This window comes from Ruegeria sp. H4 (assembly GCF_056533065.1).
Genome location: NZ_JBQFOC010000001.1, coordinates 1,379,964 through 1,397,267 on the forward strand (window position 1 = coordinate 1,379,964; position 17,304 = coordinate 1,397,267).

21 protein-coding genes are annotated in these 17,304 nt (G+C 59.5%); 14 read left to right on the top strand and 7 right to left on the bottom strand.

Annotated elements, in window-relative coordinates; translation table 11 throughout:
* Positions 1-42: 42 nt before the first annotated feature.
* The 3 genes from ACR0KG_RS07035 to ACR0KG_RS07045 all read left to right on the top strand — a co-directional run bounded on the left by ACR0KG_RS07035 (position 43) and on the right by ACR0KG_RS07045 (position 1,959).
* The gene (locus tag ACR0KG_RS07035; protein ID WP_480827335.1) at positions 43-1,116 is read left to right on the top strand and encodes an anhydro-N-acetylmuramic acid kinase; all 1,074 of its coding nucleotides are present in this window, start codon (positions 43-45) and stop codon (positions 1,114-1,116) included.
* A gap of 80 nt (positions 1,117-1,196) precedes the next feature.
* Positions 1,197-1,487 carry a hypothetical protein gene (locus ACR0KG_RS07040; RefSeq protein WP_480826841.1) on the top strand — a complete coding sequence of 97 codons (291 nt, stop codon included), beginning with the start codon at positions 1,197-1,199 and terminating at the stop codon, positions 1,485-1,487.
* A gap of 10 nt (positions 1,488-1,497) precedes the next feature.
* A complete protein-coding gene (locus ACR0KG_RS07045; protein WP_480826842.1) occupies positions 1,498-1,959 on the top strand; it encodes a hypothetical protein in 462 nt (153 codons plus the stop codon).
* 64 nt (positions 1,960-2,023) lie between these two features.
* Here the strand turns inward: ACR0KG_RS07045 and ACR0KG_RS07050 are convergent, their stop codons facing one another.
* Positions 2,024-2,914 (bottom strand): fatty acid desaturase, encoded by an 891-nt coding sequence (locus ACR0KG_RS07050; RefSeq protein ID WP_480826843.1) that lies wholly within the window; start codon positions 2,912-2,914, stop codon positions 2,024-2,026.
* Between the two features lie 4 nt (positions 2,915-2,918).
* Complete coding sequence (locus ACR0KG_RS07055; RefSeq protein ID WP_480542616.1) at positions 2,919-3,338, bottom strand: cupin domain-containing protein; 420 nt, start codon at positions 3,336-3,338, stop codon at positions 2,919-2,921.
* Positions 3,339-3,424: 86 nt separating this feature from the next.
* On the opposite strand from ACR0KG_RS07055, the gene ACR0KG_RS07060 reads away from it, so the two are divergent.
* From ACR0KG_RS07060 to eno, 5 genes are all read left to right on the top strand, one after another.
* Positions 3,425-4,843, top strand: coding sequence for a protein adenylyltransferase SelO (locus ACR0KG_RS07060; protein WP_480826844.1), 1,419 nt, complete (start codon positions 3,425-3,427; stop codon positions 4,841-4,843).
* A gap of 76 nt (positions 4,844-4,919) precedes the next feature.
* Positions 4,920-5,624 (top strand): endonuclease/exonuclease/phosphatase family protein, encoded by a 705-nt coding sequence (locus tag ACR0KG_RS07065; RefSeq protein WP_480546952.1) that lies wholly within the window; start codon positions 4,920-4,922, stop codon positions 5,622-5,624.
* A gap of 84 nt (positions 5,625-5,708) precedes the next feature.
* The gene (locus ACR0KG_RS07070) at positions 5,709-6,122 is read left to right on the top strand and encodes a Fur family transcriptional regulator (RefSeq protein ID WP_480546954.1); all 414 of its coding nucleotides are present in this window, start codon (positions 5,709-5,711) and stop codon (positions 6,120-6,122) included.
* A 137-nt stretch (positions 6,123-6,259) separates the two neighbouring features.
* Positions 6,260-7,138 carry a DMT family transporter gene (locus ACR0KG_RS07075; RefSeq protein WP_480826845.1) on the top strand — a complete coding sequence of 293 codons (879 nt, stop codon included), beginning with the start codon at positions 6,260-6,262 and terminating at the stop codon, positions 7,136-7,138.
* Between the two features lie 138 nt (positions 7,139-7,276).
* Complete coding sequence (gene eno, locus ACR0KG_RS07080) at positions 7,277-8,551, top strand: phosphopyruvate hydratase (RefSeq protein WP_480826846.1); 1,275 nt, start codon at positions 7,277-7,279, stop codon at positions 8,549-8,551.
* 50 nt (positions 8,552-8,601) lie between these two features.
* Here the strand turns inward: eno and ACR0KG_RS07085 are convergent, their stop codons facing one another.
* From ACR0KG_RS07085 to mazG, 4 genes are all read right to left on the bottom strand, one after another.
* Positions 8,602-8,883, bottom strand: coding sequence for a hypothetical protein (locus ACR0KG_RS07085; protein ID WP_480826847.1), 282 nt, complete (start codon positions 8,881-8,883; stop codon positions 8,602-8,604).
* Between the two features lie 159 nt (positions 8,884-9,042).
* Entirely contained in the window at positions 9,043-9,492 is a 450-nt protein-coding gene (locus tag ACR0KG_RS07090; RefSeq protein WP_170530469.1) for a GNAT family N-acetyltransferase, read from the bottom strand.
* Positions 9,489-10,430 carry a nucleoside hydrolase gene (locus ACR0KG_RS07095; RefSeq protein ID WP_480826848.1) on the bottom strand — a complete coding sequence of 314 codons (942 nt, stop codon included), beginning with the start codon at positions 10,428-10,430 and terminating at the stop codon, positions 9,489-9,491. The genes ACR0KG_RS07090 and ACR0KG_RS07095 overlap by 4 nt, the downstream gene beginning before the upstream one ends.
* A gap of 61 nt (positions 10,431-10,491) precedes the next feature.
* Complete coding sequence (gene mazG, locus ACR0KG_RS07100) at positions 10,492-11,349, bottom strand: nucleoside triphosphate pyrophosphohydrolase (RefSeq protein ID WP_480827336.1); 858 nt, start codon at positions 11,347-11,349, stop codon at positions 10,492-10,494.
* A 66-nt stretch (positions 11,350-11,415) separates the two neighbouring features.
* Here mazG and ACR0KG_RS07105 point away from each other — a divergent pair, with 66 nt between their 5' ends.
* The 4 genes from ACR0KG_RS07105 (at position 11,416) to ACR0KG_RS07120 (ending at position 15,054) form a co-directional block, all read left to right on the top strand.
* On the top strand, positions 11,416-12,579 hold the full coding sequence (locus ACR0KG_RS07105; RefSeq protein ID WP_480826849.1) for a M20 aminoacylase family protein: 1,164 nt from the start codon (positions 11,416-11,418) through the stop codon (positions 12,577-12,579).
* Positions 12,580-12,590: 11 nt separating this feature from the next.
* A complete protein-coding gene (speB, locus tag ACR0KG_RS07110; RefSeq protein ID WP_480826850.1) occupies positions 12,591-13,565 on the top strand; it encodes an agmatinase in 975 nt (324 codons plus the stop codon).
* Between the two features lie 89 nt (positions 13,566-13,654).
* A complete protein-coding gene (gene speB, locus ACR0KG_RS07115) occupies positions 13,655-14,602 on the top strand; it encodes an agmatinase (protein WP_480826851.1) in 948 nt (315 codons plus the stop codon).
* Between the two features lie 56 nt (positions 14,603-14,658).
* Positions 14,659-15,054 carry a DUF1499 domain-containing protein gene (locus ACR0KG_RS07120; protein ID WP_480542637.1) on the top strand — a complete coding sequence of 132 codons (396 nt, stop codon included), beginning with the start codon at positions 14,659-14,661 and terminating at the stop codon, positions 15,052-15,054.
* 7 nt (positions 15,055-15,061) lie between these two features.
* Here ACR0KG_RS07120 and ACR0KG_RS07125 read toward each other — a convergent pair whose 3' ends face one another.
* A complete protein-coding gene (locus ACR0KG_RS07125) occupies positions 15,062-15,343 on the bottom strand; it encodes a hypothetical protein (RefSeq protein ID WP_480542639.1) in 282 nt (93 codons plus the stop codon).
* 63 nt (positions 15,344-15,406) lie between these two features.
* Here ACR0KG_RS07125 and prfA point away from each other — a divergent pair, with 63 nt between their 5' ends.
* Both prfA and prmC read left to right on the top strand, forming a co-directional pair.
* On the top strand, positions 15,407-16,462 hold the full coding sequence (gene prfA / locus ACR0KG_RS07130) for a peptide chain release factor 1 (RefSeq protein ID WP_480827337.1): 1,056 nt from the start codon (positions 15,407-15,409) through the stop codon (positions 16,460-16,462).
* Positions 16,459-17,304 carry a peptide chain release factor N(5)-glutamine methyltransferase gene (prmC, locus tag ACR0KG_RS07135; RefSeq protein WP_480826852.1) on the top strand — a complete coding sequence of 282 codons (846 nt, stop codon included), beginning with the start codon at positions 16,459-16,461 and terminating at the stop codon, positions 17,302-17,304. Before prfA ends, prmC begins: the two co-directional genes overlap by 4 nt.

Consider the following 17,304-nt stretch of genomic DNA (forward strand, 5'->3'; position numbering starts at 1 on the left):
CGAACCATAAGAACAAACGAACCGATCCGTGCGCTGGGTGCGATGTCGGGCACCTCGCTGGACGGGGTGGATACAGCGGTCGTCGAAACGGATGGTCACAGGATCTTTGGGTTCGGTGAAAGCGGCTATCGTCCTTATTCCGAGGTGGAGCGTGCGGTGTTACGGGCCGCATTGGGCAAGTGGCATGGCCCCGAGGTTGATGCAGCGGCTGAACTGGTGACAGTGGCCCATGCCGAGGCGTTGTCTGAGTTCGATGTGATTGATCTGATCGGTGTCCACGGCCAGACCCTAGCGCATGAACCGCGCGGACGTGGCACGCTTCAGGTGGGCGATGGGCTTGGGTTGGCGCAGGCGCTGGGCGTTCCGGTGGTCTGGGACTTCCGCAGTGATGACGTGTCGATGGGGGGTGAGGGGGCGCCACTTGCCCCGTTCTATCACTTTGCCTGTGCCAAATGGATCGGCGCGGATGCGCCCCTGTGTTTCCTTAACTTGGGGGGTGTGGGCAATCTAACCTATGTCGACCCCAATTTTGACGGTCCCGAGATGCCGGGCGCGTTGCTGGCCTTTGATACCGGGCCTGCAAACGCCCCAGTTGATGATCTGATGCAGGCTCGACTTGGCCTGCCGATGGACCGAGACGGGGCACTGGCACGAGAGGGCACTGTTGAAAATGGCGCACTGGAGTTGTTTCTGGATGAGCCGTTCTTTAGCAAAATGCCGCCGAAGTCGCTGGACCGGAATGACTTTGCCGAGATGATCGGACTGGTTCAGGAACTCAGCGACGCTGACGCAGTCGCAACCCTGACAGGTATGTGCGCCGCCGGGGTTGTGCAGGGGATGGATCATTGTCCCAAACCTCCGACACGGCTGCTGGTCACCGGGGGCGGGCGGCATAACCCGGTGCTGATGGAGATGCTGCGGGTTGCGCTGGATTGCCCGGTCGAACCAGTTGAGGCGGTGGGCTTGGATGGCGATATGCTAGAGGCGCAGGCCTTTGCCTATCTCGCTGTGCGGGTGGCGCGCGGTTTGCCGACCTCATGCCCGGGAACGACTGGGGTTCCGGTTTTGGTGGGCGGCGGCGTTGTCAGCGCGGTCTCGGCCCGAAGCACGGGTTGAAGCGCGACCGGAAAACAGTTCAAAAAAACAACTCATTGTGCGACGGTTGGGTGGGACCCATGCAATGAAGGTAAGCTAGAATGGCCACAAAAGCCGAGCTTGAAGCCGAACTGGATACACTGCGAAAACGCAATGCCGAGTTGGAGACAAAGACCGGATCAGACCCAGAACCCGAAGATCAAAGCGAACCGGTCAAAACATCGTATGAAATCCGCAAATTGCTGGCCGATCACGGGATTGATCTGAGCAAGGCGCAATCGCTGGGCGAGGATGTGGTCGAGGAGTTCGGGCGCTTACAGACAGACTATCCGATCACGGCGCTCGTGATTGCCTTTTCGCTTGGCTACGTGGTCGGACGGGCACAAGGTTAGGAGGGGCGCGATGAGCAGATTGAGCAGAAATTTGGTGACGATCTACCGAACCGAACATCTGATCGCGCGTCGTCGTTTGGCTGTTATGCGTCAACAGACCATTTTGATGGTGCTGGCGGGAATATCGGCCTTGTCTGCCCTCGTTTTATTGGATGTTGCTCTGTTCCTGGCCTTGAAAGACGTGATGTCGCCCGCAGCAGCAGCAGCGATGTTGTCACTAGGAAATCTTGCATTGGCTGGCTTGCTTATGCTGTTTGCGCGGCGATCGAATGCCGAAGATGAGGTCGCGCCGGCAGTGGAAGTTCGGGATATGGCGATAGCAGATATCGAAGATGAACTGGAGGAACTGGCGACCGAGGCGCGCGATGTTGCGCGTGCGGTGAAAGGCATCGGTGCGAATCCTCTGGGGTCACTCACTGCGGTGCTGATTCCCCTGATCAGCCTGCTGCTAAAGTCCCGCAGCAAGGAGTAGGGGGCTCTGCCCCCGCCGCTGTGCGACTCCCCCGGGATATTTATGGCCAGATGAAGACTGGATCCTAGGAATTGAGGCTTTGGGCGTAGTCCTTGGTGAATTCGGTATAGCCGTTTGATGTGGATTTCAGGTGGGTCTGGGTCCAGTTATGAAACGCGGGAAGTTGGTGGAAGGGCACGTTCGGAAAGGCGTGATGTTCTGCGTGATAGGGCATGTTCCAGGCCAGAAACCGGATGATCCGGTTGGTGAATGTGGTGCGCGAGTTTTCCAGCATGTCGGCCACGGGCGGGCAGAGGCCATGCTCGGCCAGCAGATAGAGGCGCAGCGCAGGCTGGCAGATCAGCACTGGAAAAATCCAGAGCCAGAACAGGATTGGCGTGAAGAACAGGCTGAATATCGCCAGCGCATAGAGCCCAAGCAGAATGCGGGCTTCGGTGCGGATCGCGCCATGTTGGCGTGCGGGCAGATAGGGGGCGTCGATCCTCCCCCTCGCATTGCGCAGCAGTGTTTTGACCATCCCGAGCCAATAGGGCCAGCCGCTGAGGTAGAGGAGCAGGCTAGTCCAATCCTCAGGGCGGGGTTTGCCTGCAAGTTCCGGGTCATTTTCGGGGTGGTTTGTCCATTTGTGGTGGGCCAGATGGAAATATCGAAACCATGTGAAGGGCAGGATGATCGGCACCGAGACCAGATGTCCGACCGCTTCATTGATCCAGCTGGATTTGAACGGGGTTTTGTGGGTGCATTCGTGGCTGAGCGTGAAGAGGAAAACCAGCAGCAGCCCCTGGGGGATCAGCAAGAGCGGCCAGAGCGGGACCTGCGCCGCGATCCCAGCTGAGCTCACCCCCAGCAAAGCGGCATAGAGCGCCAGCTGGCGCAGCCCTGCGCGATCAGACCTTTGCTGCAGTTGCTCTTTGGTCTGGGTCGGGATCGCTGCGATCAGGGCGCGGTGGTCCATCAGATCACGCCTTTGGAATGTCGAACCCGGGCGCGGCCAGTTCGAAGCCTTCGAACTCGAACCCCGGTGAAACGGTACAGCTGACCAAAGTGAAATCGCCAGTGCTGCGCGCGGCTTGCCAATGGTCTTTGGGCACGATCAACTGCGGCGCACCTGCGGTCAGGTCGGGGGTCAGCAGGTGATCGGTGGCCGGACCCTGATCCGTTTCGCTGAGGGACAGGATCAGCGGCGCACCGGAGTGGTAGAGCCAGATTTCGGTGGCGTCGACGCGGTGCCAATGGCTGTTCTCTCCGGCTTGCAGTAGAAAGTAGATACAGGTGCCTGTGGCGCGGCCGGGATTATCGGCGCGCCAAGTTTCCTTGAACCAGCCGCCTTCTGGATGGCGCTGCAGGTTCAGGTGGGTGATGATGTCGTCGGCGGTCATGGTATCCTCGGCGTTTCTGTCTGGATTATGCACGGGCTCGCGCGATCTGCTATGGCAATTGTCGGCGCAGCTCATATGTTTGCGACATGACCCTGACGATCCCGTTTGACAACAGTTACGCCCGTTTGCCCGATGCGTTCTTTTCTCGGCAAGCGCCTGTGCCCGTGCGGGCACCAACGCTGATCGCGTTCAACGAAGATCTGGCGCGACTGCTGCGGATATCGCCCGGCGAAGCGCAAGAAATGGCCGAAGTCTTTGCCGGAAATGCGCTGCCAAATGGGGCAGAACCCTTGGCGCAGCTCTATTCCGGGCATCAGTTTGGGACTTATAATCCGCAACTGGGCGATGGGCGCGCCGTGTTGCTGGGTGAGACCATTGGGGCCGATGGCGTGCGGCGGGATATCCAACTCAAGGGCTCGGGGCCTACGCCGTTTTCGCGGCGGGGGGATGGGCGCGCCTGGTTGGGGCCGGTTCTGCGCGAATATGTGGTGTCAGAGGCGATGCATGCGCTGGGCGTGTCAACCACCCGGGCACTGGCGGCCGTGGAAACAGGTGAGCCTGTCTATCGCGAAGTGGCGATGCCGGGTGCGGTTTTGACCCGCGTGGCCCGTAGCCATCTGCGGGTGGGCACGTTTCAGGTGTTTGCGGCGCGTGGGCAGTTGGAAAACCTGCGACGGCTGACCGACTATGCCATCGAACGCCACTACCCGCAGGCCGACGGGCCGATGGGCCTGCTGCGCGGGGTGCGCGATGCGCAGGCGCGGCTGATTGCGCATTGGATGAGCGTTGGGTTTATTCACGGGGTGATGAACACCGACAATTCCTCGATAGCCGGTGAGACCATTGATTATGGCCCTTGCGCCTTCATGGACAGCTATCACCCCAATACCGTCTATAGCTCGATTGACCGGATGGGGCGCTATGCCTATTCCAACCAACCGGATATCGCCGTGTGGAACTTGGCGCAGCTGGCGACCGCTCTGATCCAGCAGATGGAAGATAAAGAGGCCGCCGTGGAAGAGGCGACCGAGATTGTGCATGCGATGCCTGATCTGTTGCAGGAGCAATGGCTGACGCGGTTCCGGGCTAAGATCGGCCTGACGCGCGCGGAAGAGGCGGATCAAGACCTGATCTCTGACCTGTTGAAGCGCATGGCTGAAAACCAGGCGGATTTCACCAATACGTTCCGTGCTTTGGCGGGCAATGCTGCGCGAGACCAGTTCACCGATCCAAGCGCCTTTGACGGCTGGGCGGACGGTTGGACCGCGCGACTGGATAGGGAAGACGATCCACGAGTGGTGATGATCGCCGCGAACCCGGCTTTCATTCCGCGCAATCATCGCTTGGAGCAGATGATCGAGGCCGCTGTAAAGGGCGATTATGCCCCGTTCCATCGACTGAACACGGTTCTGGCGCAGCCTTATGAGGATCAGCCCGAGGCGGCAGACCTGATGCGGCCCCCGACATCCAGTGAGGTTGTTCAGGCAACGTTCTGCGGGACATGAGCAGCGCGGGCTTGTTTCGCGTCTGGCTTTGTCGCTACATAAAATGACCGTTTGCTCAGCTGCTTAGACTGCGATCATGACTTCAGCCCAGACCTTGCGTCTTGCCAGTTACAATATCCAGAAATGCGTCGGGCTGGATTTCCGACGTCAGCCGCAGCGGATCATGCAGGTCCTTGACGGGATGCAAGCGGATATCGTTGTGCTGCAGGAGGCCGACAAACGCCTGCCACCGCGCCCTGCCGCTTTACCGCATTTCATGCTGGATGAAGCTGGCTGGCAGATCGTTGATCTGGGCGGAGCGGGCAGTCTGGGCTGGCATGGCAATGCGGTGATCTGGCGGGGCGACCAGATCTCGGTCCGCACAACAGATCACCACGAGTTGCCGGGGTTCGAGCCGCGCGGCGCTGTTCGGGTTGAATTCGACACGCAGATCGGGCCGCTGCGGGTGATGGGCCTGCATCTGGGGTTGCTGCCTGCGTCCCGGCGTCAGCAGATCACGCATATCCGACGGTGTGATGACGGGCTGGATGAAATGCCCACCGTATGGGCCGGGGATTTCAACGAATGGTCACGCCAGCCCGTGCTGGACAAGCTGGTGCCCGAGATGCGGTTTTTGCCACCGGTCGCCAGCTTTCCGGCGGCGCAGCCGCTGGGTGCACTGGATCGGATCGCCTTGGGGCAGGGGATCACGGCACTGGATCACGGGGCGCATCAGGATCGCCCAGCCCATATCGCCTCGGATCATTTGCCGATCTGGGCAGATTTACAGCGCGCGGTATGATCTCAACCTGGGTCGTCGAATCCCTGTAGCGCTGGGCGATCAGACCGGTTATGACAGCAACCCAAGAAGCGGCTGAGGGGCATCATGTCGGATACGATTATCTCGCGTTGTGAGACCAAGGGCCTGCGCATGACAGGCCAGCGACGCATCATCGCGCAGGTGCTGGAACAGAGCGCCGATCACCCCGATGTGGAAGAGCTGTATGCCCGTGCCTCTGCGCTGGATTCCGGTATTTCGATCGCCACGGTGTACCGCACCGTCAAGCTGTTTGAAGAGGCGGGGATTCTCGAACGGCTTGAGTTCGGTGACGGGCGCGCCCGCTATGAAGATGCAGAACGTGATCACCATGATCATCTGATCGACATGCAATCGGGCGAGGTGATTGAATTTGTCGATCCCGAGATCGAGGTTCTGCAGGAAAAAATCGCTGCCAAGCTGGGCTACAAGCTTAAAGGCCATCGGCTTGAGCTGTACGGTGTGCCGTTGGACAAAGACTGACACATCACGAAACGCGATTGGTCGGCGCACGGGAATTCATTGAACATTGCCGCAATTGTGGTTGCGACGTTGCGGGCGTTTGGGTTCTGGTGACCATTGGGCCTGCTGGTTTGCGGTCCGATCCAATGGAAACGCGCATGAACAACGTAAACGGCATCTTGCTGCTTATCGGGTCGATGGCAGCCTTTGCAATCGAAGATATGTTTATCAAACACCTGTCAGCCAACGTGCCGACCGGGCAGATCTTGATTGCGCTGGGCATCGTCTGTGGTGGCAGCTTTGCCATCTTGTCGGTCGCATCGCGTAAGCGGATCTTTGATCCGGCAGCATGGGGGCTCTTGCCGCTTGCGCGTGCGGCCTCTGAGGGGCTGGGCGCGGTGTTGTTCGTGACCGCACTGTCTCTGATCGATCTGTCAACGGTGGCAGCGGTGTTTCAGGCGCTGCCCTTGGCGGTGACGATGGGGGCCGCGCTGTTTCTGGGCGAACAGGTAGGCTGGCGCCGTTGGAGCGCCATTGGCGTCGGATTCATCGGCGTTCTGATGATCATCCGCCCGGGGCTGGAGGGGTTCCAGCCGGAAACCTTGCTGGTTGTTGCAACTGTCTTTCTGATTGCCGCGCGGGATCTGATCACCCGCAGGCTGGACGTTCGGGTCGCCTCGACCGTGGTTGCGATGCAAGCCTATATCGCCGCGATCATCGCCGGTGGCGTGTTGATGCTGACCACCGGGCAAACATATGCTCCGGTGCAATCGGCTCAGGTTGTGCCATACCTAGCTGCCTTTGTGTTCAGCATGTTGGGCTATTACGGCATCGTGGCTGCAATGCGGGTGGGTGAGGCATCGGCCATGATGCCCTTCCGCTATACCCGGCTTGTGTTCTCAATGATCGCAGGCATGTTGATGTTCAACGAGCGCCCGGATGCACTGACCCTGGCAGGCGCCACGCTGATCATCGGTTCGGGCCTTTACACCTTTGTCCGTGAGCGTCGGCTGGCGCGGCAGATGGTTCCAGCCTGATCGCTTGTTGGCGCAAACAGCAAACTGTTAGCCCTAAAGGCCAGAGAATATGGGTGTTAGCGGTAACGTGATAGGTTTACTTTTTGCTGGTTGCTGCTATGAGGCGTGCAACTGATTTCAGCCACAGGGACGGGCCTCATGAGCACCATCATCGACATCCATGCACGTGAAATTCTTGACAGCCGGGGCAACCCGACGGTCGAAGTGGACGTGATTCTGGAAGACGGCACCATGGGCCGCGCCGCCGTACCTTCGGGCGCATCGACCGGAGCATATGAGGCGGTCGAAAAGCGTGACGGTGACAAGTCCCGCTACATGGGCAAGGGCGTGCTAGAGGCTGTCGCTGCCGTGAACGGTGAAATCGCCGAGGAACTGGTTGGGTTTGACGCGACCGAGCAGGTGGCCATCGATCAGGCGATGATCGAACTGGACGGCACCGACAACAAAGGTCGTCTAGGTGCAAACGCCATTCTCGGTGTCTCTCTAGCGACCGCTAAAGCGGCGGCGGATTTCACCACTCAGCCCCTGTACCGCTATGTTGGCGGCACCTCGGCGCGCGTTCTACCGGTACCGATGATGAACATCATCAATGGCGGCGAACATGCCGATAACCCAATCGACATTCAGGAATTCATGATCATGCCGACCTCGGCCGCGAATATCCGCGAGGCGGTGCGCATGGGCTCCGAGGTGTTCCATACGCTAAAGAAAGAACTGTCATCGGCGGGTCTGGCCACCGGTGTGGGCGATGAGGGCGGTTTTGCACCGAACATCGCATCGACCCGCGAAGCCTTGGATTTCATCCTGAAATCCATCGAGAAGGCAGGCTACAAACCGGGTGAGGAAATCCATCTGGCGCTGGATTGCGCGGCGACTGAATATTTCAAAGACGGCAAATACGTGCTGGCAGGCGAGGGCACGACCCTGACATCAGACGAAAACGCGGCCTATCTGGCGGCGCTGGTCAACGACTATCCGATCATCTCAATCGAAGACGGCATGTCCGAAGATGACTGGGACGGTTGGAAGGCCCTGACTGACGCCATTGGCGACAAGGTGCAACTGGTGGGCGACGACCTATTCGTGACCAACCCCGCGCGTCTGGCCGAAGGCATCGAGCGCGACTGCGCGAATTCGATGCTGGTCAAGGTGAACCAGATCGGATCTCTAACCGAAACACTGCGCGCCGTCGAAATGGCCCACCGCGCACGGTACACCAACGTGATGTCGCATCGCTCAGGCGAGACCGAAGACGCCACGATTGCCGATCTGGCAGTTGCGACGAACTGCGGTCAGATCAAAACCGGCTCGTTGGCGCGGTCGGACCGGTTGGCCAAGTACAACCAGTTGATCCGCATCGAGGAATCTCTGGGCGAAGTTGCCGAATACGCGGGCGCGTCGATCCTGAAATAAACAAAAAAAACGGGGGCCTCTCGCCCCCGTTTTTGCTGGCGCAAAAGGTGTTAGCCCTTGATTTTCTTAATGATCATGCCGACAACGACTTGAACAACCAGCCCGGCGATCCCACCGCCGACAAAGTTTGCAGCAAGCGCACCAATATCCATACCGCCTGCCGCCGCGCCGCCAGCACCCAATAGGCCGCTTAGCAACTGGCCACCGCCAACGCCGCCCACGGCCCCGGCGAGCATGTTGCCCAGATTACCCATATCCGAGCCTTTGACGATCTTGCCGCCACCCGAGCCGCCAATTGCGCCGCCGATCAATTGTCCGATCAATTGTTCCATCTGCGTATCCCTTTAAATGTCTGCTTTTGATTGTGCCGCGCTGTCTAAATGTCAGAGAGAGGCGCGGTCACGGGGAAAGATGGATCAAAAACAACCATTATAGCCCTGAAAGCTGGGCCGTGCGGACACAAGGGGTTCGGAATGCAAAGAGTTGAGCGCTCAGAGAATCTTGCTCATCAGCATGTACCGCTCACGCGCTTTGAAGCCGGTGCGCAGATATAGCTTTTGCGCTGCCTCATTCGTGCGGTCGACTTCAAGATGCAGCGCGGTCAGACCAGCCCCGGCAAGGGCTTTGGGCAGTTCCAGCAGAACTTCAGTTGCGATGCCTCGGCCCCGAACGGCAGGGCGGATGTAAATCTCATCGACAAACGCGTCCATGCCGCCAAACTCGACCGACCAGCCGAAGGTCAGGATGACATAGCCCAACGGCGCGCGGCCCGGGCCGATCAGGTAAACACATCCATGCGGTATACCCTCCAGCAAGGGGGTTAGCGCGGCGCGGCGTTTCTGGTCGTCCTGTTCAATACCCTCTTCGCCATGGAAGGCCGAAACCAACGTCATCAGGCGATCCAGATCCTCAGGGCGGGCCAGGCGGAGCGCGGCGGTCATAGACGGGCCAGCCTTTCTGTCAGAAGCGTGAAAAAGCCATGCGCGTCGACGTCGCCCATGAACATGGCGTTTGGTGTACGGTCGGTTACGCCCCACCAATCCGCGACGGTCATGCCCAAAGTCAGTTCTGATTGGGTTTCAATCTCAACGTTGATGTGACGGCCCGAGAACAGCTCTGGCTGTATCAGATAGGCTGTCACGCAGGGGTCGTGCAGCGGCGCACCTTCTGACCCGTATTTTTCCTTGTCGAACCGTTCAAAGAAATCGGTCATTTCGGCAACCGCATGGCCAACCTGGCTGCCGAGCGCGCGGAACGCATCGTTGCGATGGGGTGTGACCAGCGCATCATGGGTAACATCCAGCGGCATCACCACAATATGAATGCCAGATTTAAACACGATTTCAGCGGCTTCCGGATCGACATAAATGTTGAATTCGGCGGCTGGTGTTATGTTCCCGACCTCGAAATACGCGCCGCCCATCAGGACGATTTCCTGCACCCGCTCGATGATATCAGGCGCTTTCTGGAACGCTGTAGCGATATTGGTCAGCGGCCCCAACGGGCAGAGCGTTACCGTGCCCGGCTCATGCGCGCGCAGGGTTTCGATGATAAAATCCACCCCGTGACCCTCGGCCAGAGGCATCTGTGGGTCCGGCAGAACCGGGCCGTCCAGACCGGTTTTGCCGTGGACATGTTCCGCAGTGACCAGCGGGCGTTTGAGCGGGCAATCGCACCCCGCATAAACCGGAATATCCGTGCGCCCTGCCAGCTCACAAACGATGCGGGCGTTCTTGGCGGTCAGTTCCAGCGGGACGTTTCCGGCAACGGCGGTGATGCCCAGAACCTCGATCTCTTCCGGGCTGGCCAGCGCCAGCAGAATGGCGACGGCGTCGTCCTGTCCGGGGTCGGTGTCGATGATGATCTTGCGGGGTGCCATTGTGCCTCCGGTGTCTTGAAGCGCGGACACTCGCAAGTGTCACCACACTTGTCCAGCGGTTTCAGGCCCCAATCTTCGCATCCGCAGGCGGGAGTTTGCCGTTAGCGCGATGCTCCTCGGTTTTGACCTCATCCCATAGCGCATCCATCTCGGCCAGATCGCTTTGAGCGGGGGTTTTGCCGCGGTCGGCCAGCCGCGCCTCGACCTTCTCAAAGCGACGGGTGAATTTCGCATTGGTGCGACGCAGAGCGGTTTCGGCCTCGATGCCCAAATGACGGCCCAGATTCACCATCACGAACAACAGGTCGCCAAATTCATCCTCCAGCGCGTCTGCATCCATGCTGTCGCGCGCCTCTTCCAGTTCGGCAGCCTCTTCGGAGATCTTGGCCAGCACATGGCTGGCATCGGGCCAGTCAAATCCCACGCGGGCAGCGCGTTTTTGCAGTTTTTGGGCCCGCAGAAGGGCGGGCAGGTTGGCGGCCACACCATCCAGCGCGCCTTTCTGTTCCTTGCCTGCGCGTTCGGCAGCTTTGATCGTTTCCCAATCCTTGGTTTGTTGATCAGCGGATTTTTCACGGGATTCGTCGCCAAAGACATGCGGGTGACGGGCGACCATCTTGTCGGACATGGTGCGGACAACGTCCTGAAAGGTGAAATGTCCCGCTTCCTCAGCCATTTGGGCGTGAAAGACGGATTGGAACAGCAGGTCGCCCAATTCTCCTTTCAACTCATCATAAGCCTGCCGTTCGATGGCGTCGGCGACCTCATACGCCTCCTCGATCGTGTAGGGGGCGATGGTGGCGAAATCCTGTTCGATGTCCCACGGACAACCGCTTTGCGGGTCGCGCAAGCGGCGCATGATTTCCAGCAGGCGTTCTATACCCGCATCGCTGTCATGGATCAGTGGATTTTCAGCCATTGCGAACCCTTTCGTTCCGGTGTCAGATGCATCCATTCCGCAGTCCCGATCAGGAGTCCACCCCAGATGCCCGTCGTCAACCGCATTGCCGATTTTGCCGCCGATATGGCCAAGTGGCGCCAGCACTTGCACACGATCCCTGAACTGGAGTTCGAATGCTACGAGACAGCCGCTTTTGTTGCCGAGCGCCTGCGGGAGTTCGGCGTGGATGAGCTGCACGAAGGCATTGCCAAGACGGGGATGGTGGCGATCATCAACGGGCAGGGGGACGGGCCAACCATTGGGTTGCGCGCGGATATGGACGCGCTGCCGATCCCCGAGGAGACGGGCGTTGAATATGCCTCGAAGAACCCCGGTAAGATGCATGCTTGCGGCCATGACGGGCACACCACGATGCTGCTGGGCGCTGCGCGCTATCTGGCTGAGACGCGGAATTTTGCGGGCCGTGTGGCGTTGATCTTCCAACCGGCCGAAGAAGAAGGCGGTGGCGCGGATGTGATGGTGCAGGAAGGCATCATGGACCGGTTCGACATCTCTCAGGTCTATGGCATTCACAATGATCCGGGAAATCCCGAGGGGGCCTTCTACACGACAGCCGGGCCTCTGATGGCTGCTGTGGACACGTTCGAGATCCACGTGCAAGGGCAGGGCGGGCACGGAGCGTTGCCGCACCAGACCAAAGATCCGGTAATGGCGGCCTGCGGGATTGCGCAGGCCATCCAGACAATTGTCAGCCGGAACCACTATGCGGTGCAGGATCTGGTGATCTCCGTCACGCAAATTCACGCCGGAACGGTGAACAATGTGATCCCGGACACGGCTTACCTGAACGGCACCGTTCGCACGTTTGACCCGTCGGTGCAGAAGATGGTGATGGAGCGGATGGAGCAGATCGTGGCAGGGCAGGCGGCCTCATATGGCGTTGAGGCAAAGTTGGACTATCAAATCGGCTATCCGGCGACGATCAATGACGCCGAGAAAACGGCCTTTGCCGCAGATGTGGCGCGCGAGGTCTCAGGTGAGGACCGCGTTGTCGACAATATGGGCCGCGATATGGGGGCCGAGGATTTCTCATACATGCTGCAGGCGCGTCCGGGGGCGTATCTGTTTCTGGGTCAGGGTGAGGGCGCCGGGTTGCATCACCCGAAATACAACTTCAACGACGATATCGCGCCGGTCGGGGCCTCGTTCTTTGCCCGGATCGTGGAAAAGGCGCAGCCGCTGGGCTGAGGGGACAAGACATGGCACTGGAAGACGCAAAACATCAGGTCGATGAGGCCTTTACCAACCCCGACCTCAAGGGCTTGTCCTATGAGAACACCTTTGGTGGCGCGACTTCTTTCCTGCGACGGCTATATACCAAGGATCTGAATGGTGTGGATATCGCTGTCACCGGCGTGCCCTTTGACCAAGCAGTGACGAACCGCCCTGGCACAAGGCTGGGCCCCCGCGCGATCCGCGAGGCGAGTGCCTTGCAATCCCCCGACGCACCATACGGTTGGCCGTTCGATGCGCTCAGCGAACTGGCAATCGTCGACTATGGCGATATGGCCTATGACTACGCCAATATCCCGGCCTTTCCAGACACGCTGACGGACCATATCCGGACGATCCTGGCCGCCGATGTGGCCTCGGTCACGCTGGGCGGGGATCACTATATCAGTTTTCCCATCCTGAAAGCCTATGCCGAGAAATACGGGCCCATATCCCTGCTGCAATTCGATGCGCATACGGATACATGGGCCGACGATGATATGTCCCGCGTCGATCATGGGACCATGTTTTACAAGGCGGTGAAATCGGGGATCGTGGACCCGAAACGTTCGGTTCAGGTGGGTATCCGTACCAGCAACGAGGATACTCTGGGCGTCAACATCATCGATGCGCGCGAGGTTTACGAGTCCGGCCCCGCCGCCGTGGCGCAGAAGATCAAATCCATTCTCGGCGACCGTCCCGTCTATCTGAGCTTCGATATCGACGGACTGGACCCGGCCTTTGCACCTGGGACTGGGACGCCGGTTTGGGGTGGGATAACGTCGATTCAAGCGCAGATCATTTTGCGTGATATCGCCGGGATCAACATCAAGGGCGGGGATGTGGTCGAGGTCTCTCCGCCCTACGACACGTCTGGGGCAACGGCGATTGCCGGGGCCCACGTGGCGACGCAGATTATTTGCCTGCTGGGGTGGAACAGGCTTATGGCTGACAAAAAGTAAACGTGCAACGGCGCGCGTTAACCGATGATTAGCCATACTTCCGGTATGTGCTTAAGCAAGTGAATGGACGGGATGGGACCCAAACGCGCATGACTGAATACAATCAACCCATTAGCGGCAACGATCTGGCGCGGTTTTCCGGGCCGAACACGTTCATGCGGCTGCCGCAGGCGACCTCGCTGTCGGGGCTGGATGTGGCGGTGTTGGGGATACCGATGGATATCGGGACCTCGTGGCGGTCGGGCACGCGGTTCGGGCCCAAGCAAATCCGTAGCGAAAGCGCGATGATCCGACCCTATAACATGGCCACAACGGCCGCCCCGTTTGACAGCATGCAGATTGCGGATATCGGCGATCTGGCGATCAACACATTCTCGCTGTCTGAAAGCCTGAAGATCATCAAAGACAGTTATAACGGAATACTGGCTCAGGGCGTGACCCCTGTCGCTATGGGTGGCGATCATTCTATCACCCTGCCGATCCTAAGGGCGATTGCCGCGAAACACGGGCCGGTGGCGCTGGTGCATGTGGATGCCCATGCGGATGTAAACGATGAGATGTTTGGCGAACGCGAAACCCACGGCACCGTTTTTCGCCGTGCTTACGAAGAGGGGCTGATTGTCCCTGACAAGACCTTTCAGATCGGTATTCGCGGCTCGGGCTATGCCGCCACCGATTTTACCGAGGCCAAGGACTGGGGGTTCCGTCAGTTTCCCGCATGGGAGTTGTGGCAACAGAACTTGACACAGATCGGCTCGCAAATCCGCAAGACGGTTGAGGATCACCCGGTCTATATCACCTATGACATCGACAGCCTTGACCCGGCTTATGCCCCCGGAACAGGCACGCCCGAGATCGGCGGTCTGACCACACCACAGGCGCTGCAACTGATCCACGCCTTGCAGGGGATCAATGTGGTGGGCTGTGATCTGGTCGAGGTCTCACCGCCCTATGACCCCTCCGGTAATACGGCACTCACGGCAGCAAACCTTTTGTTTGAGTTGCTTTGCATCCTGCCGGGCGTGACGTCACGGTAGGGGTGTGGCCGACGCGCGATGTCGATAGGCTGGACGCAAATGGATTGAGCGGACAGATGAAGATGGTGTTTTGGTTATTGATTGCGATGGGTGTCGCAATGGGCGCCTATATCCGTCTTGCGCCTTCAGACCCTGCGCGCTGGCACGTGGCCCCTGAAGGCGCGGAGAGAGATCTGCCGGGTGGTGTAGTTCGGATCGTCGAGACCGGTCCTGATGGGCTGGCGCGGCTTCACAGTATCGCTGGTGCAACGCCGCGTACCCGCGTTCTAGCCGGTTCAGTGAGCGAAGGGATGATCACCTACATCACCCGCACTAAGGTGTTTGGCTTTCCCGATTACACTACAGTCCAGCAGGACGGAGACACGCTGCGAATCCATGGCCGGTTACGCTTTGGCCGTAAGGATTTCGGGGTGAACAAGGCCCGCGTTGATGCGTGGTTGGGGCAGATGTAGGCGGCAGTTATGACTCGGAACTCTTGAGGGTATGATCCAGATCGGGCCAGTCCAAACCCGAGGACAAACACCCCTCCTGCACCTCGCGCCACATCGGCACATTCAACGACATCTGGCACTGCGCCATGAACATGCGACCATCGACTTGCAGGCAAATCATCTCGCCCAGCTCCACGCGTGAACCGGCTTTGTCGGTGCAGTAGCAATCGCGAACCTTGCCGTCGGGACCGACATAGTCGGCCATTGCGGGTGCAGCGAACAGCGATAAAACGATAATCAACCCCTTCATGCAGGGCAGCTTAGCACAAGGCTGGCCCTTGACCAAAGCCCCCGGATGATAGACACCGCCCGGATGATCCCCGAAGAACGCCTTGAGCAGATAACCCAGCGATTCCAATACCTCGAAGCGGCCATGGCCGATGGTGCCTCGGGCGGGGATATTGCGGCTTTGGCTAAAGAGTATTCCGACCTCAAGCCGGTGGTCGATCAGATCATGGGATGGCGGCAGCTGGTGGCGGATTTGGCCGAAGCCGAGGCGATGCTGGCCGACCCGGATATGAAAGAGCTGGCCGAAGAGGAAATCCCCGAGCTGAAGGCCCGCATCCCCGAGGCAGAACATGCACTGCAACTGGCGCTGTTGCCAAAGGATGCCGCAGATGCGCGTCCGGCTATGCTGGAAATCCGTCCCGGAACAGGGGGGGATGAAGCCGCGCTGTTCGCCGGAGACCTTCTGCGGATGTATCAACGCTATGCCGAGGCACGGGGGTGGCGGTTTGAGATCATCGAGGAACAGGCCTCGGACCTCGGCGGGATCAAAGAGGTGGTGGCCCATATCAAGGGCGACAACGTCTTTGCGCGGATGAAATACGAATCCGGCGTGCACCGCGTTCAGCGCGTGCCCGAAACCGAAAGTGGCGGGCGTATTCATACCTCTGCCGCCACGGTTGCTGTTTTGCCCGAGGCTGAGGATGTGGACATCCAGATCGACGCCAATGATATCCGCATCGACACGATGCGATCTTCGGGCGCGGGCGGGCAGCACGTCAACACGACCGACTCGGCAGTGCGGATCACCCATTTGCCGACCGGTTTGGTTGTGACCAGCTCAGAGAAATCCCAGCACCGCAACCGTGAAATCGCGATGCAGGTGCTGAAGACACGCCTGTACGATCTGGAACGCCAGCGCATCGACAGCGAACGCTCGGCCGATCGGGCCAGTCAGGTGGGGTCGGGGGACAGGTCTGAGCGGATCAGAACCTATAACTTCCCGCAGGGGCGCATGACCGACCACCGCATCAATCTGACGCTTTATAAGCTGGATCAGGTGATGCAGGGCGACCTGGATGAGGTGATCGACGCGCTGACGGCGGACGATCAGGCCCGGCTGCTGGCCGAGATGGCGCAATGACCGGCGCGCAAACGGCAGCGCAGGTCATGGTGACCGCAACGGCACGCCTGCGGGCGGCGGGTGTGGAAGATCCGGCCCGCGATGCCCGTGTCTTGCTGGCGCATGCCGCCCGGATCGAAGCCAGCCGCGTGACTCTGATTGCGCCCGAGGAATTAGCCCCCGATATTGCCGAACGCTATGATCAACTGATCTCACTCCGCGCGATCCGCGTGCCGGTTTCCCATCTGCTGGGCGAGCGTGAGTTCTATGGACGCCGCTTCCGCGTCAGCAATGAAGTGCTGGATCCGCGCCCCGAAACCGAGGCGCTGATCGAAGCCGCGCTCAGCGAGCCCTTTGATCATGTTCTGGATCTTGGTGTCGGCTCTGGCTGCATTCTGATTACGCTTTTGGCCGAACGCGCCAGTGCCACAGGCGTTGGGGTTGATTTGAGCGAGGCTGCCTGCCTGCAAACCAGCGCCAACGCCGTGCAGCACAAGGTGCAGGATCGTATTGAGGTGGTTCAATCCAACTGGTTCTCGACCATTCAGGGCAAGTTCGATCTGATCCTATCCAACCCCCCTTACATCTCACTGTCCGAGATGACTGGGCTGTCGCCCGAAGTGCGCGAGCATGAGCCCCGGATGGCGCTGACCGATGAAGGTGACGGGCTGAACGCCTATCGCCACATCGCCGCGGATGCGCCAGACTTTCTGCTGCCAGGCGGGCGCATTCTGGTTGAGATTGGTCCGACACAGGCCCAACAGGTTTCAGCATTGTTTGATGCGTCAGGCCTGTCTGACATCCGCATTATCCCCGATCTGGACGGCCGTGACCGCGTGGTCGGGGCCCGTTTGCCAGGATGA

Excerpts from the sequence above, each read along its gene's own strand:
- ACR0KG_RS07105 (WP_480826849.1), top strand. The coding sequence starts at position 11,416 with ATGCCCGTCGTCAACCGCATTGCCGATTTTGCCGCCGATATGGCCAAG.
- prmC (WP_480826852.1), top strand. The coding sequence starts at position 16,459 with ATGACCGGCGCGCAAACGGCAGCGCAGGTCATGGTGACCGCAACGGCA.
- ACR0KG_RS07075 (WP_480826845.1), top strand. The coding sequence starts at position 6,260 with ATGAACAACGTAAACGGCATCTTGCTGCTTATCGGGTCGATGGCAGCC.
- ACR0KG_RS07055 (WP_480542616.1), bottom strand. The coding sequence starts at position 3,338 with ATGACCGCCGACGACATCATCACCCACCTGAACCTGCAGCGCCATCCA.
- prfA (WP_480827337.1), top strand. The coding sequence starts at position 15,407 with ATGATCCCCGAAGAACGCCTTGAGCAGATAACCCAGCGATTCCAATAC.
- eno (WP_480826846.1), top strand. The coding sequence starts at position 7,277 with ATGAGCACCATCATCGACATCCATGCACGTGAAATTCTTGACAGCCGG.
- ACR0KG_RS07085 (WP_480826847.1), bottom strand. The coding sequence starts at position 8,883 with ATGGAACAATTGATCGGACAATTGATCGGCGGCGCAATTGGCGGCTCG.
- ACR0KG_RS07035 (WP_480827335.1), top strand. The coding sequence starts at position 43 with ATGTCGGGCACCTCGCTGGACGGGGTGGATACAGCGGTCGTCGAAACG.
- speB (WP_480826850.1), top strand. The coding sequence starts at position 12,591 with ATGGCACTGGAAGACGCAAAACATCAGGTCGATGAGGCCTTTACCAAC.
- ACR0KG_RS07070 (WP_480546954.1), top strand. The coding sequence starts at position 5,709 with ATGTCGGATACGATTATCTCGCGTTGTGAGACCAAGGGCCTGCGCATG.
- ACR0KG_RS07045 (WP_480826842.1), top strand. The coding sequence starts at position 1,498 with ATGAGCAGATTGAGCAGAAATTTGGTGACGATCTACCGAACCGAACAT.
- ACR0KG_RS07050 (WP_480826843.1), bottom strand. The coding sequence starts at position 2,914 with ATGGACCACCGCGCCCTGATCGCAGCGATCCCGACCCAGACCAAAGAG.
- ACR0KG_RS07090 (WP_170530469.1), bottom strand. The coding sequence starts at position 9,492 with ATGACCGCCGCGCTCCGCCTGGCCCGCCCTGAGGATCTGGATCGCCTG.
- ACR0KG_RS07065 (WP_480546952.1), top strand. The coding sequence starts at position 4,920 with ATGACTTCAGCCCAGACCTTGCGTCTTGCCAGTTACAATATCCAGAAA.
- mazG (WP_480827336.1), bottom strand. The coding sequence starts at position 11,349 with ATGGCTGAAAATCCACTGATCCATGACAGCGATGCGGGTATAGAACGC.
- ACR0KG_RS07040 (WP_480826841.1), top strand. The coding sequence starts at position 1,197 with ATGGCCACAAAAGCCGAGCTTGAAGCCGAACTGGATACACTGCGAAAA.
- ACR0KG_RS07095 (WP_480826848.1), bottom strand. The coding sequence starts at position 10,430 with ATGGCACCCCGCAAGATCATCATCGACACCGACCCCGGACAGGACGAC.
- ACR0KG_RS07060 (WP_480826844.1), top strand. The coding sequence starts at position 3,425 with ATGACCCTGACGATCCCGTTTGACAACAGTTACGCCCGTTTGCCCGAT.
- ACR0KG_RS07120 (WP_480542637.1), top strand. The coding sequence starts at position 14,659 with ATGAAGATGGTGTTTTGGTTATTGATTGCGATGGGTGTCGCAATGGGC.
- speB (WP_480826851.1), top strand. The coding sequence starts at position 13,655 with ATGACTGAATACAATCAACCCATTAGCGGCAACGATCTGGCGCGGTTT.
- ACR0KG_RS07125 (WP_480542639.1), bottom strand. The coding sequence starts at position 15,343 with ATGAAGGGGTTGATTATCGTTTTATCGCTGTTCGCTGCACCCGCAATG.